Raw genomic sequence first — 21,450 nt, 5'->3', positions numbered from 1 at the left:
TTTTGATTTCATAGGCCGGTCGGTGTGGCCTAGTGATCCATCCAATGCCTTGGAAGGATTATAATAAATAAAGTATTATTCCAACAGTAATTAATAAGTGGTTTTACTATTTCTCACCTAAACACAAACCTAAAACAAATCCAGCCTTCCTTTAAGCTCTGATAAATCCATTAAATCTTCTATTATATCCTTACAAGTCTCCTCTTTAGAAACCATACCTGCTACCTGACCTGCCATTAGCGAGCCTTGATCTATATCCCCTTCTTTTACTGCTTTAGCTAGCGCTCCACTTCCTAGCTTTTCAATTTCCTCTGGAGCTGCTCTTTCTTTTTCAAGCTTGGCAAATTTCCTAGCTAATTTATTCCTTAATATACGTACCGGGTGTCCTGTGCTTCTTCCGGTAACAACTGTGTATATATCCTTAGCACTAATTACTTTCTGTTTGTAGTTAGCATGGATTACACATTCTTCCGCAACTAAAAACCTAGTTCCTACCTGAACGCCTTCAGCCCCTAACATTAACGAAGCTGCAACTCCTCTTTTATCAGCAATGCCCCCTGCTGCTATAACAGGTACATCAACAGCATCTACAACCTGAGGAACTAGCACCATTGTAGTGAGCTCACCTACATGCCCCCCTGCTTCATGACCTTCAGCTATAATGGCATCTACTCCAACCCTTTCCATTCTTTTAGCTAAAGCTACTGATGCCACAACAGGAATTACTTTTATGCCGTGCTCTTTCCATTTCCCAATATATTTACCTGGATTTCCGGCACCTGTTGTGACAACTTTTACGCCCTCATCACAAACTAATTGTGCTACTTCATCAGCATTTTCGCTAATAAGCATTATGTTTACACCAAAAGGTTTATCTGTAAGCTTTTTTGCCTTTGTAATTTCCTTTTTAACAAACTCTACAGGAGCGTTGCCTGCGGCGATTACACCCAAACCTCCAGCGTTTGATACTGCTGCAGCTAAAGTGCTTTCCGCAACCCAAGCCATCCCCCCCTGAATTATTGGATAATCTATGCCTATTTTTTGGCAAAAAGAGTTGTTTTTCATAGTTTTCCTCCTACTTAGCTGTCTTTTTTTCCACAAACTCAACCGCATCTCCAACAGTCTTCATAGAAGCTGCTTCAGAATCATCAATTTCAATCTCAAAAGCTTCCTCAAGTTCTACTACTAACTGAAAAATATCTAGGGAATCTACTCCCATATCTTCAAAAGATGTCTCTTTAGTTATTTCCTCTTCAATATCTAACTGTTCTTCGATAATTCCTTTTATTTTTTCAAACGCCATTATTTATTCCTCCTAGTTTTTTGTTATTTTGTTTTCTTCTCTACAAAATCTACAGCATCTCCGACTGTCTTCATAGAGGCTGCCTCAGAATCATCAATTTCAATCTCAAAAGTTTCTTCAAGCTCCACTACTAACTGAAAAATATCTAGGGAGTCTACTCCCATATCTTCAAAAGATGTCTCTTTAGTTATTTCCTCTTCAATATCTAACTGTTCTTCGATAATTTTTTTAATTTTTTCTAATACCATTATTTATTCCTCCTTATTTTTTTCTATACTCCATTTAACTGCGGCACCACCCCAGGTTAGGCCACCGCCAAATCCAACCATTAAAACATTATCACCTTTTTTCAAAAGCCCTTTTTCGTTCATTTCATCTAAGGCAATGGGAATACTAGCAGATGAAGTGTTGCCGTAATGCTGTATGTTTGTATAAAACTTATCCATGCCTACCTTTAGTTTTTTTGAAATATATTCAATCATCCTTAGGTTAGCTTGATGGGGAATAATATATTGAACTTCCTCCATCTTTAAACTTGTATCTTTAAGCAATTTGTTGACACCTTCATCCATGACTTTTACAGCAAATTTAAAAACCTCCCTACCTTCCATAGATATAAAGTTTAAGCTACCATCTTCTTTTTTTTCCATACCAATTAGGTCAGTATTGTTAACACCTAAGGTTTCTGCTTTGCACTTTAACAAATGCTCACCTTCTCCATTAGAGCCTGCATATATTGAAAGCAGCCCTGGCTCTTTTGACGAAGATAAAATAGCAGCTCCTGCACCGTCACCAAAAAGCACGCAGGTACTTCTATCATTCCAGTCACATATTTTAGAAAGGGTCTCTGCTCCAATAATTAAAGCTTTTTTTACCGTTTTTGTCTTTATGAACTGGGAGGCAATGTTAAAGGCATATATGAAACCAGAACAAGCAGCGTTAATATCAAATGCAGTGGCAGCTTTAGCTTTTAAGTTTTTTTGAACTATGCAAGCTGTTGATGGGGTGTAGCAATCTGGTGTAACTGTAGCTACAATTATTAGGTCTAATTCTTCTGCTTTTATTTTTGACTTTTCAAGAGCTCTTTGTGCTGCTTTGGTGGCAAGATCAGAGGTGTTTTCCTCAAGGGCTATTCTTCTTTGAGATATACCAGTTCTTGTTTTGATCCACTCATCATTAGTATCTATTACCTTTGATAGCTCAGCATTTGTAAGTACTTTTTTAGGTGCATACCTACCTGTGGCTACTACTTGAACTTCATTCATGACTACTCTCCTTTTTCCCCAATCTGATTGCTTTCTTTAAAAAATCTATTTAACTTTTCTAAGGCTTTTATTAAAACCTCCTCTTCCTCTTCTGAAAGTCCTGAAATAGTCTGTTGAACCATTTCGTTATGAAACTTTTCATGGATTCTAAAAGCTAGTTTCCCTTTTTTGTTCAAAGTAACGTATACAATCCTGCGGTCTTTTTCTGACCTTACTTTTTCTACATACCCTTTCCTCACTAGAGAGTTAATAGCGATACTTAATGTGCCTATGGTGATTTTTAAATCCGTTGCCACTTCAGACATGGTTCTTTGCTTTTCCTTGCCTATAGCCTCAATAGTATGCATTTCTGTAATTGACAAGTCACTAAAATCTCCAGTTTTTATAGCGTTTTGCTCTATACTAAGAATGTCATTAAAAAGCTCTACTAACAACTCATTTAACACCGATACTGATTTGCTCACATTCATTCCCCCACTTCTTTAGTTAGTTCTTGTATCAGCTTTCTAACCGGTACTATTTCATTTATTTTATAACCATTTTTACCGGTAAAAAGAAGTCCTTTCTTAGTATTACCACCGACAGCATTTACTAATGCTTTAGAAATGCAAAAAAGTGTTGATGATGGATCACACTTACTTAAGCAGTTATAACACTTTTTAACCTGTTTTCTTCCTTTGTTAATTTCAGCAATAAACTGATTTTTAATAGCTCTGCCCGGCATTCCCACTGGACTTTTTGTAAGAATTATATCTTCTTGTTTACATTGAATTAACTCTTCTTTATATGCTGGGTGTGCATCACACTCCTTAGTACCTATAAATCTTGTGCCCATTTGAACACCTGATGCCCCAATTTTTAAAAACCTTGTTATGTCTTTACCGCTATGGATTCCACCTGCAGCTATAACTGGTATCTTTTTTTGATATTTTTCTTCATAAGCGTTTAAAATATTTAAAGTTTCTTTAACTAATTCTTCTAAGTCTTTTTGTTCTCCCTTTTCTAACTCACTCATCTTAAATCCTAAGTGCCCACCAGCTTCTGGCCCCTCAACAACTATCGCGTCAGGCAAATAACTATATCTTGACTCCCACAATTTACATATAATCTTAGCAGCTTTAGCTGAAGACACTATAGGAGCAATGCTACAGCGTTTTTTTGTAAGCTCAGGAAGATGACTCGGCAGTCCTGCTCCTGAAACAATCAAGTCCGCTCCGCCTTCTACAGCTGCCTTAACCATATCATCGTAGTTAGATAAAGCCACCATAAGGTTCACTGCTATAATACCACTTGGTGCCATCTGCTTCGCTTTTGATATTTCTTTTTTAAGAGCTCTTAGATTAGCTTCCTCACTATTGGTGTCGAAATCTGGCTCGTTAAACCCTATCTGAACACCTGAAATTGTACCTACCCCTCCTTCATTAGCAACTGCAGCTGCTAATTTTGAAAGTGAAACTCCTACTCCCATACCTCCTTGTACTATTGGTAGCTTGGCTTGTAATTTTCCGATATTTAAAGGAGCTAAAGTCATGATTTTTTCCTCCTATTTACTTTGTGTTCCAAAGTATTTTATTAAAAAAATGTTCATATATATAGCTTAGTAAGTTTAATAGTTTGATATTCAAAGTATACATTAAGTAAAAACTTGATGTCAAGGATTTAACTGAAATTAGATTGATTGTCAAAGAATTAAACTGCACAAAAACCTTGTTTTTATACAGTTTAAGCTAAATAAAAAAAGTTAGGCTAAAAAGCAGCCTAACTTTTTTTATTTATGCAGTTGTCTCTAAGCTGACATTTTTCTTATTATTAAGACATTATCGACTTACTGTAATTGTATGCTCCCCATCTTTGAATATCACTTCAAAGCGCGAAAAGCCTGCTTTGTTAAAAAGACTTTGTTGAGTCTCTAAAGAGAAAGGAATATCAATGTGATATGAACCATCTTTAGGGAGCCCGTGTTATAGACACCTTTTGTGACAGGAGTGTGATAGGTTTAATAAAAAACAGACAGCATAAAACATTGTTAATAGAACATAGTTTGATAGTTGGAAAATTTAGCTTGCTATAGAAGCTATTGTTTAACCATTGCTTAACTACTGTTCAACTACTGTTCAACTATTGTTCAACTATTGTTCAACTATTGTTCAACTACTGCTCAACTATTGTTCAACTATTATAATTTTTTCTCCAAAAAATACAACTTCCTAAAGAAATATGGTCATACTATAACCAACATATTTTTTTGAAAGGAAGTGTAACAATGAAAAAGATTTTAGTATTATTTACAGCTTTTCTTTTAGTTTTTGCTTATGCCGTGCCGGCCCATGGTCAAAATTTAGCCTGTCCTTCCTGCGTTATTAACAATGAGCAGCAGCCTGAAGTAGAGCAAGAGGAAGACACAGAAGAGACTCTTGAGATTTTTGGTTTTGATATTGAAGACATCGACGAAGAAAAAATGCAAAAAATATTTGATAAGATTGATGAGAAAGTAGCCAAAGGTAAAATAACAGAAGAACAAGCTGAAGAACTTAAGGAAAAAATCCGCCAGCATGTAGAAAAATCCCAAGATGGGTAGAGTAGTTTCAATAAAAAGCGCCCCAATTTTAAATTTGGGACGCTTTTTTTGATATAAGTCGATTTTTCCCTTTACCAGTCTAGACCAACATCTGCAACAACGGCAGTTTTCAAACCGTGCGTTTTACAGCGGCCAACGTTCTTACTTTGACCTATTTCTGAAGTTCTAGGTAAATAACACCTTCACTTTCTGTTTTTTCTAAAACTTTAAACCCAACTTCTGTTGCAACGTCTATAAAAGTGTTTATGCCTTGGTGCTTAGGGGGCCATAGAATTCCATAGCCTGTTTTAATTTCTGCTTGGGGCAAATTGGCCTCTAAATTAAATGCAAAAACATCTTTTTCCCCCTGACTATAAGGCGGTATAATGCTATCCCACAATAAGAACCTTCCCCCAGGCTTTGTCACTCGATAAATTTCCTTAAAAACCTGCAAGAACTCTTCATTTTTGATATACATCATAGTAAAGAAGGATGTGACAGTGCCAAACTCATCATCTAAAAACTTAAGGTTTTTAGCATCCATCACTATTTTTAGTGCTTTATTATTAGGTGCTTCCTTTAGCTCACCTTCGCTTGTATCAATAGCAACAACCTGTTCATTCCACAGCTGACTGATAACTCCTGCGCCGCCGCCACCGATATCTAAGACTCTGCCTTTCACTTCTTTCTTTTTCAGGTTAACTTTTCTCTTATCGGCAAAATAAATTCTTTTTTCATCCACCTGCCCACTCATAAAAAACACCTCCCAATTTTTCTCACTATATATAGTTATTTTACAAAATATTTAAAATTCCTCTTTTATTCTTCATTTAGTTGGGTTATTTTTAAAACCTACTACATTAATAGGGAGGCTTTTTATATGAAAACTATCTTAGGTATTAGTGCAGGTAGAAAGCAGACCCAATCAGTTATCCCCAAAGTTTAATAATTAAATTTAAATTAGGAAGCTTTGTTTAAACAAATTATAGCTTATGTTTATATATCACAACATGTATATCATCATAGGTTATTTCTTCTGGCAATTCTTGCTTTATAGGTCGCAATTTTTCGGTGCCTGTTTTTTCTATGGCAGTTAGTATTTGCTTCTCTTTTGTTAAGTCATCTAAAAAGTCATCCCAGTTTACTGAGTTTCCGTTTTCCTGACATTTCTTTAGATGCTTTAAAATAGTGGCTGTTGTGTACCCTCGCTTTTGGGAAATTTCATCTAACGACACCCCTTCCTTATATAGTTGATATGTTTGTTCATACCTATCTTCAGACTGTGGTGTAGTTGTTACTGTTTCCACTTTAATATTTTTTTCCTTTAACCTTTTAGCATCTATATTTTTTTCTTTGCAATATTCATTAATAGCATCGATAAACTGCTGCCCGTAGGAATCATATTTTTTAAGTCCTACACCACTTAGTTCTATAAATTCATCTTTATCCTGGGGGTACGCTGCCGCCATTTCCTTTAATGTTTTGTCATGAAAAATCATAAATGGGGCTAAATCCTTTTGCTGGCTTATTTTTAAGCGTACCTCTCTCAAAATTTCCATTAGTTCTTGATCATAATCCTGTATCACTTTTTGATCCTGTTGTTTCTCAGCTTTTGATTTGCTAGCAGGCTTTTGATAAACCAGTTCTTTTTTATGGAAAATCTTCTCTTGCCCTTTTAAAAGTGGTTTACATTTTTGGGTAAGTTTTAAGACAGGGAATTTATCGGTGGTAATATAAATATAGTCCTTAGCAGCTAGCGTTAAGGCTATTTCTTTAATGGATTTTTCGGTATATTCCTTCATAATACCATAAGTGGATACCCTATCTAACCCAAAGTCTATTATCCTTTTGTTTTTTGACCCTCTAAGCACCTGAGCAACAACTGCAGTCCCATAGCGCTGACCTGTTCTATATATACAGGACAATATCTTTTGCGCCTCAACAGTTATGTCTATCATTTCCGATTCACTTAAGCAGTTGCCACAACTACTACAGGACTTGTCCACTATCCTTTCGCCAAAATAAGATAGTATTTCATTTCTTAAACATTCGTTAGTGTGACAGTAGTCTATTAAATATTGTAGGTTTTGATATAAAATTTTTTGACGCTTAGGTGAGCGAGTGCCATTTTCCACTAGAATTTTTTGCTTTACTATATCATCTGGTGAGTATAACAAAATACACTGACTATCCTCACCGTCACGCCCCGCCCTTCCTGCTTCTTGGTAGTAAGATTCCATATTTTGAGGCATGTTGTAATGGATGACAAATCTAACGTCCGGCTTGTCTATTCCCATACCAAAAGCGTTGGTGGCAACAATGATTTGGGTCCGGCCAAAGATAAAATCCTCTTGGTGCTGCTTTCTTATATCGGAATTCATACCACCGTGATAGTCCGCTGCGTCTATACCTTTTTCCTTTAGCTTTTTTGTCAAAGATTCCACAGTTTTTCTGGTAGAGCAATAAATAATGCCGCTGTCACCATTATTCTCCTGTAGGTACTTTGATGTGTAAGCTAGCTTGTCTGGAACCTTAAGCACTTGATAGAACAAATTAGGTCTATCAAACCCGGTATTAATCGAAATAGGCTCTATAAGATTTATTAAGGTTTTTATTTCCTCCACTACTCTTTCTGTGGCGGTAGCTGTAAAGGCTGCTACCACCGGTCTTTCTTCTAGGCTTTCTATAAATTTGGGAATTTGGACATAGCTTGGCCTAAAATCATGCCCCCATTGACTTATACAGTGGGCCTCATCAATTGCTACCAGAGAAATATTTAACTTTTGCAAAAAATCTTTTCCCTCGCTGGTTAGTCGTTCTGGAGCAACATATATTATTTTATATTGATTATTTTTTATCTCGTTAATTCTTTGGTTTAATTCACCTCTAGTAAGGCTGCTGTTAATGTAACTAGCTTTTATCCCCATTTCATTAAGGCTGTCCACTTGATCTTTCATAAGAGATATAAGAGGTGATATAACTACAGTAATTCCGTCTAGCAACAAAGCCGGCAGTTGATAACATAATGATTTCCCGCCACCTGTAGGCATAATACCTAAAACGTCTTTTCCCGATACAACACCCTCTACAAGCTCTCTTTGCCCTCTTCTAAAGTCATCATAGCCAAAATATTTTTTTAACCCCTGAAATAAGTCCATTTCTTCCCCTCCATCACCGATTTCTTATACATTAACGTTATCACTTTTTTAAACAAAATAAAAGAGGAAAAAATCTCAACTTTCTTCAACTCTGATAGACCTCAATCAGTTAATTATCAGAGTTTGTTGGAATTTTTGTTATGTTATGCTATAATATCCTTAAGATTCTAAATGTTGGGAGGTTTCATTGATGATCAAGGTAGCTTTCTTCCGTATCGGAAGAATCCGTTTACGTTTTTTAAGCAGTTAAACTTAATAACATGAGCTCTTTTTAAGAGCTAACGGGATTGGTCTGCCTTTTTTTAATGAAACCCTTTATAGGATAAAATGCTGGGGAGGTAGGGTAAACTACCTCTTTTTTGCGTCTTTTTTTAAGGGGCAAATATAAGCTTTTGTAGTTATCTTTAGGCCCATTTTCGTATCAAAATAAATGGAGGGGACAAATAATGGAACAAACAAAAAAAGCAATACTGGTGGGAGTAAACCTGAAAAATAACCCAAATTTCCAATATTCCATGGAGGAGTTAGCTAATTTAGCAGATGCTTGTGGTATTGTCGTTATGGGAGAAGTAATTCAAAACTTAGATCATATAAATGCATCCCACTATGTGGGAAAAGGAAAAGTTAAGGATATATATCAGACAGTGCAGCAGGAGGAAGCTGACCTTGTTATATTTAATAACGAGCTTTCTCCTTCACAGATTAGAAATCTAGAAGAAGGCTTAAACTCCACAATTATGGATAGAACTAGTCTTATTTTGGATATTTTTTATCAGAGGGCAAAAACAAAGGAGGCAAAGCTTCAGGTAGAAATAGCACAACTTCAGTACATGCTGCCACGGCTAAGGAACTCTGAGCTTTCATTGGAGCAACAACGAGGTGGTACAGGAACTATAATGAGAGGTGCTGGGGAAACAAAACTTGAGCTTGATAGGCGTAAAATACAAAAGCAAATCTCTGAGCTAAACAAACAACTAAAAGATTTGGTTGCTAGAAGACAAACACAGCGAAAGCAAAGACAAAAATCTAATGTTCCGGTTATTTCTTTGGTGGGATACACCAATGCTGGAAAATCCACTGTTATGAATTCCTTGCTAGAAACGTATAACCCTGAGGCTGAGAAGTCGGTGTATGAAGAAGATATGCTCTTTGCAACATTGCGCACCTCTGTTAGAAGCATTACCCTGTTTGATAACAAATCTTTCCTATTAACTGACACCGTGGGGTTTGTAAGCGACCTACCTCACCATCTTGTAAAAGCATTTCGTTCAACTTTAGAAGAAGTTACTGAGTCTGACCTTTTAGTTCACGTGGTGGACTATTCAAATCCAAACTATGAGCGACAAATTGAAGTTACTAATAGCACACTAAGGGATATAGGTGTTAAAGATATACCTGTAGTTTATGCTTACAATAAATGCGACCTTACAGATTTAGAGATTCCCAAATTAAACGGAAATAAGGTATATTTTTCAGCTAAAGAAAGGTTAGGCCTAGAAGAGCTGGTACAGCTTATAAATTCTAAAATATTTGCTGACCAAGTAAAGTGTGAGCTGCTAGTTCCATTTGATAGAGGTGATGTAGTATCGTACTTTAATGAAAAAGCTAATGTCTTAGATACAGGCTACGAAAAAGAAGGTACAAAGTTAAAGGTTGAGTGTACTAAAGCTGACTTAGAAAAATATAAAGAGTTTGTAATATAAAAAGCAAAAGGGTCGAGCAGTGATTGCCCGGCCCTTTTGCTTTTTAAGTATTATCTTATTATATCAACATTGTGCTCAGATGCTAATTCCTCAATACCGTCAGCAAAATCTTGCATAGCTTCGCTTGACTCATAATATAACGTGTTAATCTTTGCAAAATCATCTAAGTTTTTAGGATCTGTCATAGAAATTTGCATTTCTTTGAACAGACTCTGTCCATTTACATAGTGGTTATGAAGTTCTTTTACCTCATCTATCTTAGGTGTTATATCTTTTTAATCCGATAGCATCTGCTCTGATAAGGATAACACTTCGTGTTCTATTATCTTAGCAAACTCCTCATTACTTAACTTTCCTTAATTATAATCTTCCCAAGCGTCACCGTATGCATCAAAGGCTTGCTGATTGTCGTTCAGAAAAGTTCTGTACTTATAAAGATAGTCTTCTAGGTCTTCTTTTACTACGTCATTTGAACACCCAACACTAAAAATCATAATAAGCCCTACAATAAGAAAAACAAAATTCCTTTTTACCATTTTCCTCCTCCTTTTTCTAATATGACACTAATCTCGTACTTAGATTTTTCTTGGGTAATTTGTATATTTGTATCTCTTAAAGTGGTGGGACTCGTTTCATATTTTCAACTTCATTACTTCCTATTTTATATAGTAAAATACCCAAAATTATAATAAAAACAATTAACATTGCAACCCTTGTTAAAATATTACGCAAAACCTTATCTTTGCGGCGATTAACTTTAATCATTTTTTTGGGTTTCTTTTTTAAATTTATCCGATGCTTTTATCTTTTCCATATATTTAGTATAAGGATGCTGTTGCATCAGTGCCACCCCCCTGAAGCTCCACTTTGAGCTTCTTTCTAGCTCTATGCAACCACGATGATATTGTATTTTGTTTTTTCCCTAAAATCTTTGATATCTCCTCTGTTGTATAGCCTTTAAAGTAAAATTGCATTTTTTTTTAATTTATTCGGTTTAATTTAAATTTCTCCCAAAAGTGTTTTAACCCTCTAATTTTGACTTTAAGACGTGTAAAAGGCTGTCTCAAAACAGGAATATTATTTCCTAAAGAGACAGCCACTTTCATTAACTTAATTGTATTACGTCATACTCTTGGTCAAATGTGTTGATATTTAATAACTTCTTTCTTAATAAGTCCCCTCTTGTTATTAGAAGTTTTAAAGTTTCGCTTACCTGAATCGAAGCCACTAAGGCTGGAGTAAATGATGGATTTCCCAAATCTTCTTCAACTCCTTTGTTTTGTGACTTATCGTAAATTCTATTTAAGGTGTCATCTCCTGGTAGGATGGTTGTAACTTGACCATACCACCCAGCTATAGCTCCATGTACTAAAGGTATTTGAAGTTCTTTGGCTATTTCTTGCAGTAAAAGCCTAGTTTCAATGTTGTCTAATGCATCAATCACAACATCATGTTCTTTAAGGATTTTTTCTCCGTTTTTGCTATCAAACCTTTTGTTAACTGTTTCTACTTTGATATCTGGATTGACAAGTTCCGCTCTATGTTTAGCTGCTTCAGATTTTAGGTTGCCTAAATTCTTTACATCAGATAAAAGCTGACGGTTTAGGTTTGTCTCATCGAATTTATCATAGTCAACTACGGTAATATGCCCAATACCTAACCTGACAAGCATTTCTACAATATATCCTCCTAAGCCACCACAGCCAACAACACATACCTTAAACTTTTTTAACTTTTTGTTCTCTTCTATTGAAAGCATATTCATGTTTTTAACATATCTTTGCATCTTATCCTCCCCCCACCGGTGGAAAAATAGATACAACATCTCCATTAGATAGCTCAGTATCTAGTGTGCCATCTCTTCCATTAACTAAAAGTATCGCTATATCGCTCTTATCAATTTTTAATTCTTCTGCTATTACTGTCGGTGTAACGCTGCCATTAGAGAAGGTCATAGTGTTCTTTTTCCAACGCCCTTCTCTCAGTGTAGCAAAAAGTCTAACTTCTATCTTCACACTTTCCACCTCCTTGGACAAACTACTAATTTTCTTGCCCAAACACAATTATAACTTGATGGTGAAGCACCATATTATAGCGCTAATATATTCTTATAAGCTATTTAGCAAAAAGGACCTCCCAAAAGGAAGTCCTTTTTTGTAGCATAAGTTTAAATGTTAAATATCTAGTTGTTTTAGCTTATCTTTAGTAGGAACTCCTTCTTTATCCCAACCTCTAACTTCATAGTATTCAGGAAGTAGCTCATCTAGCTTATGGGTCCATCCTTTTGAAGGACCATCTGGAATTGGCTCTTCTAAAAGCCTCTTTGGCAGCTTATCTTGTTTTTTATCTATACCAGCTTCTAGGTTAAATAGTTTTTCTATATTCCAAATTCTATCTCCAGCCTCTAAAATAGTTTCAGCTGTATGATCGGTTCCACAAACTGCGTTATAAAGGTCTGCATAATCTTCAGGACCTAGAGCAAAAGAGGTGAATAAGCATAGTCCTAAAGAGTCAATACTGGCAGTTAAGTCCTGGAAGATTTTTGCCCACTGAGCTTTACCTTCTAGCGAAAACTTGTCTAGTTTTTCTGGCAGGCCTAAAATTTCTGGGGAAATTAAGTACCCCCTTACGTGGCAGCCCCCTCGATTTGAGGTAGCATACTGGAGTCCTTGCCCCTGGATAGCTCTAGGGTCATAAGCAGGAAGTTCTAACTTCTTAACGCTCATAGACAGATCTTCAGCGCCATATGATTTTGCTAACCTATGGGATCCTTCTGCCATCTTAGCACCTAATCCATCTGCTCTACCGATTTTTTTGGTCCACTCAATTACAGCTTCGCTATTTCCAAACTCTAAGGGTGTACCATCAACTTCTTCATCTTTGATATATCCTTTTTGATAAAGTTCCATAGCTGCAGCAATGGTAGCTCCTACAGAGATTGTATCTATACCCATTTCATTACACCAGTAGTTGGCCTTTATAACAGCTTCTAGATCGGACACTCCACAGTCCGCCCCAAAGGCCCAAATAGTTTCATATTCCGGCCCACCAGCTTCTAAGTCTCCAACTTTACAATGCCTACCACAAGCTATAGGGCATCTGTAGCATGCTGTCTTTTTAACCAAATATTTATCAGCTAGTGTTTCACCACTTATATCCTCTGCTTTATCAAAAAAGGCCTTTTGGAAATTGTCAGTTGGGAAAGCTCCATTTTCATTTATGATATTTACTAATACTGCGGTACCAAATGTCGGTAATCCTTCGCCTGTGACTCCGTTTTCTCTAATTTTCTTAACAGCTTTAGGAAAAACTTCCTTAAGCTTTGCTTCATCATGAATCTTTACTTTACCAGTACCTTTAACAGTTATGGCTTTTAGATTTTTAGAACCCATAACAGCACCTACCCCAGACCTACCAGCTGCTCTATCTATGTCATTCATAACAGCAGCCATTTTAGAGAGATTTTCTCCACCAGGACCTATAGTCAAAACTTTTGTTTTTTCGGGATAAATCTGCTCTAGAGCCTTAGTTGTTTCGGAGACGGTTTTGCCCCATAAAAAGTCTGCGTCCTTTATTTCTATAGAATCATCATCAATGTTAATGTAAACAGGACTCTCTGCCTTTTCTTCAACTATAATTACATCGTAACCAGCTGCCTTTAGTTCTGCACCCCAGTATCCTCCCGAGTTAGAGCTTGCCACTGTGCCAGAAAGAGGTGACTTGGTAACTACCATGTACCTTCCTCCTGTCGGCGTCGGAGTTCCTGTTAAAGGTCCGGCAACTACAATGAACTTATTCTCAGAACTTAAAGGCTCTACGTTTGCATCTACTTCATCAGTTAATATTTTTGTTCCTAAACCTCTTCCACCTATATACTTTTTAGCCATATCTAAGTTTAAGTCTTCAACCTTAAAACTTTTTTCCTTTAGATTCACTCTCAAAATCTTACCGTTGTAACCGTACATTAAGCTTCCCCCTTTTTGTATTGATATTTATATATATTTAAAATAGCAAAAAACATACCAATAATAAGTCTAACTAATTAACTGAGCTATGTATGCTACAAAAAGGCATCTTGCATGTGTTTAACATACAAGATGCCTCATTTGCTAACTGACATATCAAATCACTGTTCAATATCGGAACATAAGAACTCCCTAGCGTTGTTCCAAAGTAGAACGCCGTTCGAAATTGGAACAGTCTATGCCGTGTTTGTTTATTTTTCTATACAGTGTATTCCTACCTATCCCCAAACTTTTTGCACTATTAGTTATGTTACCTTGATATCTTTTCAGTGTTTTTATGATATGTAATTTTTCCATTTCCTCTAAAGTGCGTTCCTCTTTAGCCCCTTGCAATAATGTGGTGCTTTCTATCTTTGTGTTGTCTATGCTAGTAAAATCAGGTATTTTTTCAGTATTTAAGATTAGCTCAACAAAGTTTTCTAACTCTCTGATATTTCCCGGCCAATTATAGCTTAAAAGCTTTTTCATATTATCTGAAGATATTTCTAATTTCTTTTTGTTAAGCTTTTTGGATTTTTTGCCCATAAAGTAGTCTATCAACAACGGTATGTCTTCTTTCCTTTCACGTAGTGGGGTCAATCTTAATGGTAGAACATTTAATCTATAATAGAGGTCTTTTCTAAAATTTCCTTTTTTAACTTCTTCTGATAAATTTTTGTTTGTAGCTGCGATTATCCTGACATTTACCACTACTTCTTTAGTGCTTCCAACCCTGCTAACTGTTCCTTCCTCTATCACCCTTAGCAGCCTAGTTTGCATGTCCAGCGGCATTTCTCCAATTTCATCTAAGAAAATGGTGCCGCCATCTGCTATTTCAAACTTGCCGGGGTGTCCACTGCGCTTAGCACCAGTAAAGGCACCTTCTTCATAGCCAAATAGTTCTGATTCAATTAAGTTTTTGGGTATAGCGCCACAGTTTATAGCAACAAAGGATTCTTTGCTTCTGTCGCTGTAGTTATGGATGGACTGGGCAAAAACCTCTTTACCTGTACCACTTTCACCCATAAGAAGTATTGTAGATCTGCTGTCAGCAATTTTTTTTGCGAACTCAATTGTTTCGATAAACGTTCTGTTGGTTCCAATTATTTTATCAAAGGTATATATAGCCTGTCTTCCCATAATTTTGTTTGCTAGTTTTCTTACCTTTTTAACTTCATTAAAAACATAAACAACATCTTTTAATTGCTGCTTATGATCTAATATTGGGTGAACACTTAAATTAAGCTGTAAAAGATTCCGCCTTGCATTTACATAAACATCTTCATCAAGAAAACTTTCCTTGCCTTTAACACTTTTTATTACTTTATCCCAGTCACCAAAAAGGTCTGATACATTCATTTTCTGCATTTCTAAATAGTCATAACCGAACAACTCTGTAGCATACTTATTTAGTGTTTTAATGTTTCCTTGAAGGTCAGATGTTATTATACCTGATGGAATTGAGTCTAACATTGTATCTAAAAATATCTTCATGTTCTTTAGTTTAGCATTTGAACTTTTGACTTCAAGTATTTTCTCTATGGCATTTGCAGCTGCTGCAACCATTCCTAGTGTATGAGGGTGTAGCAAATCACTATATCCCGTTAAATTAAGAACACCTATAATCTGACCTTTTGAATTTTTTATAGGAGCTGCAGAGCATGTCCAACGGTGGTAGGCTGATATAAAATGAGCTTCTCCAGATAGTTGTATCGGTTTTTTTTCAGTAAGAGCTAGGCTAATTGCATTAGTGCCAATATTTTCTTCGTCCATATAAGCCCCTGGAGTTATTTTTAGGGAAAATGCTTCTGATAAAATCTTTTCATCTCCTGCAACGTTAAGTATGCACCCATTTTCATCAGTTAGTATGGTGAAAAAATTAGACCCTTTTACAAAGTCGTATAACTTAGATATAAAGGGTTGAGATAGTTTGATAAAACTTTTTTTGCTTTCCAGCTTTTTATACAAGTTATCACCTTTTAAAATCTTTTTACTATGTCTTATTTCCTTAGATAAGCCAAAGTCAGCACAACGGTCATGAGATTCTTCTATGTAGTTCACTTCTTTCATTAACGCCCACCCCCAGTTTTTTGATTTTATCCGACCATAGTTTTTTTGCAGCCATTACTTTATAGTTTTATTTTAACATAATATTTTGGAAAACTTAAAAGAAAGGAAGTGGTTATATGCACATAACTTTATATTTGTTAATTGTTATACTTTGTATTTGTGTTATTACATACATCGTACAAGGAAATTATTCAATGACCATAACTTTGCTAATAATGATTTTTTTCCTAGGTAAACTTTTGAAAAGTAAACAAAAATAAAGAAAAATGGACCCCTGCCTATACAGGGATTCATTTTCCTTTATTTTTGTTATTTAGTTTGCAGGAGGTTGACCTTTCCATTTCTCCATAGTGAATCCTGTTATGCCATAAATCATGGAAATAACAAATGCTAAAATATTAAAAAAGGCGTAAGGTAAAAACGCAAATGGATTAACACCTAATGCTCCGTACATATAAGCTCCGCATGTATTCCACGGTATTAAAGGGGAGGTGACAGTAGCTGATGATTCCACTGCTCTAGAAAGGTTTTTAGGATGAGATCCCTTTTGTTTGTATGCGTCGCGATACATTCTAGCTGTTAGCACAATTGCCAGATACTGGTCAGCAGTTACAACATTGACAAATAATGCTGTAAAATGTGTGATAATTGACAGCGATGCAACAGATTTTGCAATCTTTAAGATATTTTCTAAAATCACCTCCAAAAATCTTGCTTTCTCTAAAATTCCACCTAGCGAAAGAGCTACAAAAATTAACGAAATGGTCCACATCATACCATGTAATCCACCAGCTGATAATAAGTCATCTACCACTTCAACACCTGAATCCATTACAAAACCGTAATGCATAGCATCTATCACGCCAAATAAATCTCCACCTTGGAATACAATGGCAAAAAGACCACCTATAATAGTACCACCAAAAAGAGCCGGAATAGGTTTTACCTTAAACCCAATTAGCACTAACACTAAAACTAAAGGTATAAGCATAAATGGATTTATTGTAAAATGACTTGACAAGGTGCTAGTTATTTCTGTTATTCGGCTGGTGTCTAAATCCCCACCAGCAAAACGAATACCTAAAATGCCAAAAAGGACTAAGGAAATAACGTATGCCGGTATAGTGACATACAACATATGTTTTATATGCTGAAACAGGTTAACATCTCCTGTCGTACCTGATGCTAGGTTAGTTGTGTCAGAGAGCGGAGACATTTTATCTCCTACATATGCACCAGAAACTACAGCACCAGCTGTCATTGCTGCAGGTATGTCTAAACCTTCACCGATACCAATTAGTGCTATACCTATTGTAGCAGCTGTGGACCAAGAACTTCCTATAAATATAGCAACTATAGTAGTTATAATACATGCCGCCACCAAAAATATTGATGGAGATAAAATTTGTAGGCCATAGTAAATCATTGTAGGAACAACTCCACCAGCAATCCAACTACCGATTAAAGTTCCCACTATCATTAATATCACAATTGCAGGCATTGCCAGCATAATACCTTTGTAAATTCCGTCTTCAATTGTCTCCCATTTAGTGCCTATCAGTAACGCCACTATAGCCGCTACCGCCGCACTTAATAAAAGCGGTATATGGGGATCCACTTCTAACCTAGTAATGCTATACCATAGTACTACGATGAGGAAGAAAATAGGTATTAAGGATTGAAAGAGCGTAGGTTTTTTAATATTTTCTTTCACTTAACTAAAACCTCCCAACTATTATTTTTGATAATAACAATTTTTATCACTTTACTTTTCTTGGTATCACCTCCTTGATACAATATATATAATAATTATTTTGATTATTCCTAAGATTTGTACGTAATGGATTCTTTAATTCTTATAATTTCACCAAAAAAAATCCACCTCCAAGTGCTGGAGATGGAATCTATGTGTGTTTTAAGGCAAACATTGATATGCAAAAATTATAGCCAAAATTATAGGTTGATGGATTAGATATATTTTTAAAGACTGCTGACTTGTCCAAGTAACAAACTCATTTTCAAGGCTAAAATTAAATAGACTTTTTCCCTTATAATAATATACTTTATAAATAAAAACTCCTAACATAAATACACCTAGGTAAGGGACAAGCGGGTAGTAATCAATTGAGCTAAACCCATAGTTTCTGATACCTAAAGGTACAAATAACGTAGTATGCAAAAGTATGGATTCCACAAAGGCCTTAAGATAAATAATTATCAGTGAAAGAACTAACAATATCCATTTATTGAGTTTATGAAGCAGAGGTGAAACAAGCATTCCTACTCCCAAAAGGTGTAAAATTCCAAAAAACACAAAACTCTCTCTCATAAAAATATAAGTAACCGCTGTTATAATCATACCATATCCTAAAACCACAAGCCCCCTATTAAAGGGCCTTTTAGAAAAACCACTGCTAATACCTGAAACGACCATAAAGGTTAACGCTGCACTTCTACCCACCCAGTACCAAAAGCCAGTTAAGTCTATCTCCACATCCGTAAAGGCATTTAGATCATATACTATATGAAAAACAATCATAAGAGCTATAGCTATCACTCTAAGATAGTCTATCTCCCATATCCGTTTCTTTTTCAAAATTTACCCCCCTTAATATCACTATCATTTAAATAACAATATATAAATATTCATTGCTCCCAAAATAATTGGCTGGTGAATAAAGTACACTAGCAGAGAGTGCCTGCCTATTAACGATACAAATTTGTTTTCAAAGCTAAATCCAAAAATACTCATTCTTTTATAGTAGTAAAACTTATATGTAGCTAAACCTAAAGTAAAAATACCCATATGAGGAATTATTGGAAAATTATCAAATGGCCTAAACCCTGTTTTTTCAATACCCAACGGAACTAACCAATATGAATCAGTACTTAGCCCAGAAACATAGAAATTTAAAGAAATGATAAAAAAGGAAATTAACAACAAAAGCCATTTGTTCAGTCTTCTAAGAAAGCTAGAACATATTAAGCTAAAACCCAGCAAATGTAAAACCCCGAATAATATAAACTGATTTCCAATAAAAATATAGCTACCTATCGTAAGGGCTACACCAAACCCAAAAACCTTTATTCCTCTTTTTATAGGGTTTTTGCTAAATCCACTACTTATTCCAGAAACAAAGATAAAAGTCCAGGATAATTTTTGGAACCAGTACCAAAAGCCATTATGAAAATCAATATCAGAAAGTCCCAGCATATATAAGTCATAGGCAAAATGATATATTATCATAAGTATAACCGCAAAAGCTCGCAAAAAGTCTATCTCCCAAACTCTCTTTTTTTCCATCTAATGTCCCCCTAACAGCTCACATATATTATATGTTTAATTTTACCTTATATTGTAGGGCAAAGAAAGATTAATTTTAACTTGTAAGTAGAAACAATAAAAAACACGGTACTGATGGTTCTGCCATCTGCACCGTGCCGTTAACATATTAATTAACCTGTCTTGGCAATATCCTCAATGGTGATCGAATAACATTGCCTGTCTCGAAGGTCTAATTCCCAACTATCATCTTTTTCAATCACTTTAACAAGTGGTCTAATACAGGCATCTTCAAAGTTTTGCATTACCATTGCTGTTAATCCGTTACTCAACCTCACCTTGGTACCTGCTGGGTAGGGTGCCACTTTTTTTGAAAAAATCTCTACAATCTCTGGATCGAACATAGTGCCTCCGCCTCCCAATATGTACTCCATTCCTTCTGAAGGAGAAAGTGCAGGGCGGTAAGGTCTATCTGATGTCAAAGCGTCATAAACATCCGACACTGATATAATTCTACCATACAAAGAAATTTTGTCTTTAGCTAGCTTGTTTGGATATCCCTCGCCATCATATCTTTCATGATGTTGTAATGCACCCAAATAAGCTAAAACTGGCACATCATATTTTTTCTTTAAATAATCATACCCGATTTGGGTGTGCTGTTTGATTATGTCCAGTTCTTCTTTATTTAACCTTTCTCCCTTATTTAATACCTCTTTTGGAATAAAAACCTTTCCAATGTCATGAAGTAGAGCGGCTAAACCCAGTTCATATAATTTTTGACGACTTAGTCCTAGTCCAACCCCGATTACAATCGATAAAACAGCTACATTGACAGAGTGATAAAATGTGTAATTGTCGAATACTTTTAGATCCACCATATTTACCATTAAATTTTTATTTTCTAAAATTTCATCTACAATCATTTCAACACTCTTTTGCACATTTTCATACTCTAAGCTGTTAGAGTCTCGGTGGGCACTTGAAAAAAATTCTTTTAAGTTTTTTACAGTTTTAATCTTAAGGCTGTCACTTATAATCCCAGTAACATATATATTGTCTGTTATTTCATCTTCTATGTAAATGCCATTATATCCAATTTGTTTTATTTTTTCTATATAATAACCTTTTAGCACTACACCTTGACTTAACAGGACTTGTCCGTTTTCGCCTAATAATGTTTTGCCTAATTTCATGCCTTCTCTTACGCAGTTAACTGGCACAAATCTCATAGTAATTCTCCTTAGTAAATTTTTTAGTTTATTTAACTATTATAATGTAAAACTTTACTAATTGTAACTAGACATATGTCCTAAAATGGGGGCTTTTGTCGTTTTTTGCCTCAAAACAAATCAAAAAGCTCCTTTTTCTACCATAAACTGACTAATTTTTCAATACTTCTCTTAAAATTTAGCGAGAACTTATCCCAAACCCATCTTATTAAAGGACCGGTAAATGCTATACAAAGGGCAACCCATGCTAGAGCGATTAAAAAGCCACCAATAACATCGGTAATATAATGTCTTTCTAGAATAACCTGTCCTAAACCAATGAGTAGGGTAGTTAATGAAGCAATAAATATTCCTAAACCCTTAAGTTTTTTATCATCTACTTCCAGATAAATAAAGTATGCAATTATCGCAAAAAACAGCAGTGCTTTTACGGAATGTCCACTAGGATAGCTATAAGAAATACGGTCGGTGAAAAAGCCCCAAATATTCATATACGCTGTTTCAGCAATACGTTCTCTGGCTACAGCTTTTTTGATAATATATGTAATGATCACACCGCCACCCATTGCATTTATAAGCAGAAAGTTTAAGTAAAACCTTTTTTTATACAACAGAGTGCCTATAGCTGCTACAGTTAAAATAAAACTCACTTTGGTCCCGCCTAAAGCTGTGATAGCAATCATCATTTGTTCAACAAATGGAGTTCTTATTGAGGTTAAAAAATCATTTATAACATTATCAAAAGTTTCAAAGGTGCCGTTAAGCAGCATACCAGTAAATAGCACCGATATTACTGTTATCCCCAAAGCAATCAACAAAAACTTAATATTTGTATTCATTTTTCTCCCCTTCCCTTAAGGCGTAATATTTAGTAA

The 21,450-nt window shown here is 35.4% G+C and carries 22 protein-coding genes; 2 read left to right on the top strand and 20 right to left on the bottom strand.

All coding sequences use genetic code 11. The features are described 5' to 3' along the window. Nucleotides 1–129 precede the first annotated feature (129 nt). From fabK to PRVXH_RS03650, 6 genes are read right to left on the bottom strand one after another with little or no spacing between them, the layout of a single operon-like run. Entirely contained in the window at nucleotides 130–1,065 is a 936-nt protein-coding gene (gene fabK, locus PRVXH_RS03675; RefSeq protein ID WP_353893962.1) for an enoyl-[acyl-carrier-protein] reductase FabK, read from the bottom strand. 10 nt (nucleotides 1,066–1,075) lie between these two features. After that, a complete protein-coding gene (gene acpP / locus PRVXH_RS03670) occupies nucleotides 1,076–1,303 on the bottom strand; it encodes an acyl carrier protein (protein WP_353893961.1) in 228 nt (75 codons plus the stop codon). A gap of 23 nt (nucleotides 1,304–1,326) precedes the next feature. Continuing rightward, on the bottom strand, nucleotides 1,327–1,551 hold the full coding sequence (acpP, locus tag PRVXH_RS03665; protein WP_353893960.1) for an acyl carrier protein: 225 nt from the start codon (nucleotides 1,549–1,551) through the stop codon (nucleotides 1,327–1,329). A 3-nt stretch (nucleotides 1,552–1,554) separates the two neighbouring features. After that, complete coding sequence (locus PRVXH_RS03660) at nucleotides 1,555–2,568, bottom strand: beta-ketoacyl-ACP synthase III (protein WP_353893959.1); 1,014 nt, start codon at nucleotides 2,566–2,568, stop codon at nucleotides 1,555–1,557. 2 nt (nucleotides 2,569–2,570) lie between these two features. Beyond that, a complete protein-coding gene (locus tag PRVXH_RS03655; RefSeq protein WP_353893958.1) occupies nucleotides 2,571–3,032 on the bottom strand; it encodes a MarR family winged helix-turn-helix transcriptional regulator in 462 nt (153 codons plus the stop codon). 2 nt (nucleotides 3,033–3,034) lie between these two features. Next, nucleotides 3,035–4,099, bottom strand: a complete 1,065-nt coding sequence (locus PRVXH_RS03650; protein ID WP_353893957.1) for a nitronate monooxygenase family protein — start codon at nucleotides 4,097–4,099, stop codon at nucleotides 3,035–3,037. 732 nt (nucleotides 4,100–4,831) lie between these two features. Between PRVXH_RS03650 and PRVXH_RS03645 the strand changes: the two genes are divergently transcribed. Continuing rightward, nucleotides 4,832–5,146: a hypothetical protein gene (locus tag PRVXH_RS03645; RefSeq protein WP_353893956.1), complete on the top strand. Its 315-nt coding sequence runs from the start codon at nucleotides 4,832–4,834 to the stop codon at nucleotides 5,144–5,146. Between the two features lie 151 nt (nucleotides 5,147–5,297). Here the strand turns inward: PRVXH_RS03645 and PRVXH_RS03640 are convergent, their stop codons facing one another. Together PRVXH_RS03640 and recQ are read right to left on the bottom strand one after the other, a co-directional pair. Next, a complete protein-coding gene (locus tag PRVXH_RS03640; protein WP_353893955.1) occupies nucleotides 5,298–5,879 on the bottom strand; it encodes a class I SAM-dependent methyltransferase in 582 nt (193 codons plus the stop codon). Nucleotides 5,880–6,108: 229 nt separating this feature from the next. Further along, complete coding sequence (recQ, locus tag PRVXH_RS03635; protein ID WP_353893954.1) at nucleotides 6,109–8,283, bottom strand: DNA helicase RecQ; 2,175 nt, start codon at nucleotides 8,281–8,283, stop codon at nucleotides 6,109–6,111. A gap of 446 nt (nucleotides 8,284–8,729) precedes the next feature. Between recQ and hflX the strand changes: the two genes are divergently transcribed. Then, entirely contained in the window at nucleotides 8,730–9,986 is a 1,257-nt protein-coding gene (hflX, locus tag PRVXH_RS03630) for a GTPase HflX (protein ID WP_353893953.1), read from the top strand. A 50-nt stretch (nucleotides 9,987–10,036) separates the two neighbouring features. On the opposite strand, the gene PRVXH_RS03625 is transcribed toward hflX, so the two are convergent. The 12 genes from PRVXH_RS03625 to PRVXH_RS03570 all read right to left on the bottom strand — a co-directional run bounded on the left by PRVXH_RS03625 (nucleotide 10,037) and on the right by PRVXH_RS03570 (nucleotide 21,414). Beyond that, the gene (locus tag PRVXH_RS03625; RefSeq protein ID WP_353893952.1) at nucleotides 10,037–10,183 is read right to left on the bottom strand and encodes a hypothetical protein; all 147 of its coding nucleotides are present in this window, start codon (nucleotides 10,181–10,183) and stop codon (nucleotides 10,037–10,039) included. A gap of 159 nt (nucleotides 10,184–10,342) precedes the next feature. Then, nucleotides 10,343–10,522, bottom strand: coding sequence for a hypothetical protein (locus PRVXH_RS03620; RefSeq protein ID WP_353893951.1), 180 nt, complete (start codon nucleotides 10,520–10,522; stop codon nucleotides 10,343–10,345). A 282-nt stretch (nucleotides 10,523–10,804) separates the two neighbouring features. Next, nucleotides 10,805–10,960: a sigma-70 family RNA polymerase sigma factor gene (locus PRVXH_RS03615; protein WP_353893950.1), complete on the bottom strand. Its 156-nt coding sequence runs from the start codon at nucleotides 10,958–10,960 to the stop codon at nucleotides 10,805–10,807. Between the two features lie 131 nt (nucleotides 10,961–11,091). After that, nucleotides 11,092–11,772, bottom strand: coding sequence for a HesA/MoeB/ThiF family protein (locus PRVXH_RS03610; RefSeq protein WP_353893949.1), 681 nt, complete (start codon nucleotides 11,770–11,772; stop codon nucleotides 11,092–11,094). Between the two features lies 1 nt (nucleotide 11,773). Continuing rightward, nucleotides 11,774–12,001: a MoaD/ThiS family protein gene (locus PRVXH_RS03605; RefSeq protein WP_353893948.1), complete on the bottom strand. Its 228-nt coding sequence runs from the start codon at nucleotides 11,999–12,001 to the stop codon at nucleotides 11,774–11,776. Between the two features lie 159 nt (nucleotides 12,002–12,160). Further along, the gene (locus PRVXH_RS03600) at nucleotides 12,161–13,951 is read right to left on the bottom strand and encodes an aldehyde ferredoxin oxidoreductase family protein (protein ID WP_353893947.1); all 1,791 of its coding nucleotides are present in this window, start codon (nucleotides 13,949–13,951) and stop codon (nucleotides 12,161–12,163) included. Nucleotides 13,952–14,143: 192 nt separating this feature from the next. After that, a complete protein-coding gene (locus PRVXH_RS03595) occupies nucleotides 14,144–16,060 on the bottom strand; it encodes a sigma 54-interacting transcriptional regulator (protein ID WP_353893946.1) in 1,917 nt (638 codons plus the stop codon). A 313-nt stretch (nucleotides 16,061–16,373) separates the two neighbouring features. Beyond that, nucleotides 16,374–17,774 carry a Na+/H+ antiporter NhaC gene (gene nhaC, locus PRVXH_RS03590; RefSeq protein WP_353893945.1) on the bottom strand — a complete coding sequence of 467 codons (1,401 nt, stop codon included), beginning with the start codon at nucleotides 17,772–17,774 and terminating at the stop codon, nucleotides 16,374–16,376. A gap of 201 nt (nucleotides 17,775–17,975) precedes the next feature. After that, entirely contained in the window at nucleotides 17,976–18,656 is a 681-nt protein-coding gene (locus PRVXH_RS03585; RefSeq protein WP_353893944.1) for a heparan-alpha-glucosaminide N-acetyltransferase, read from the bottom strand. Nucleotides 18,657–18,680: 24 nt separating this feature from the next. After that, on the bottom strand, nucleotides 18,681–19,364 hold the full coding sequence (locus tag PRVXH_RS03580; RefSeq protein ID WP_353893943.1) for a heparan-alpha-glucosaminide N-acetyltransferase: 684 nt from the start codon (nucleotides 19,362–19,364) through the stop codon (nucleotides 18,681–18,683). A 152-nt stretch (nucleotides 19,365–19,516) separates the two neighbouring features. Then, entirely contained in the window at nucleotides 19,517–20,575 is a 1,059-nt protein-coding gene (locus PRVXH_RS03575; protein WP_353893942.1) for an HD-GYP domain-containing protein, read from the bottom strand. A 137-nt stretch (nucleotides 20,576–20,712) separates the two neighbouring features. Continuing rightward, entirely contained in the window at nucleotides 20,713–21,414 is a 702-nt protein-coding gene (locus PRVXH_RS03570; RefSeq protein ID WP_353893941.1) for a phosphatase PAP2 family protein, read from the bottom strand. Nucleotides 21,415–21,450 lie beyond the last annotated feature (36 nt).

The sequence above is a fragment of the Proteinivorax hydrogeniformans genome, assembly GCF_040515995.1.
Taxonomy (GTDB): domain Bacteria; phylum Bacillota; class Proteinivoracia; order Proteinivoracales; family Proteinivoracaceae; genus Proteinivorax; species Proteinivorax hydrogeniformans.
Note: the sequence above shows the minus strand (reverse complement) of the source record. Positions and strands in the feature narration are given on the sequence as shown.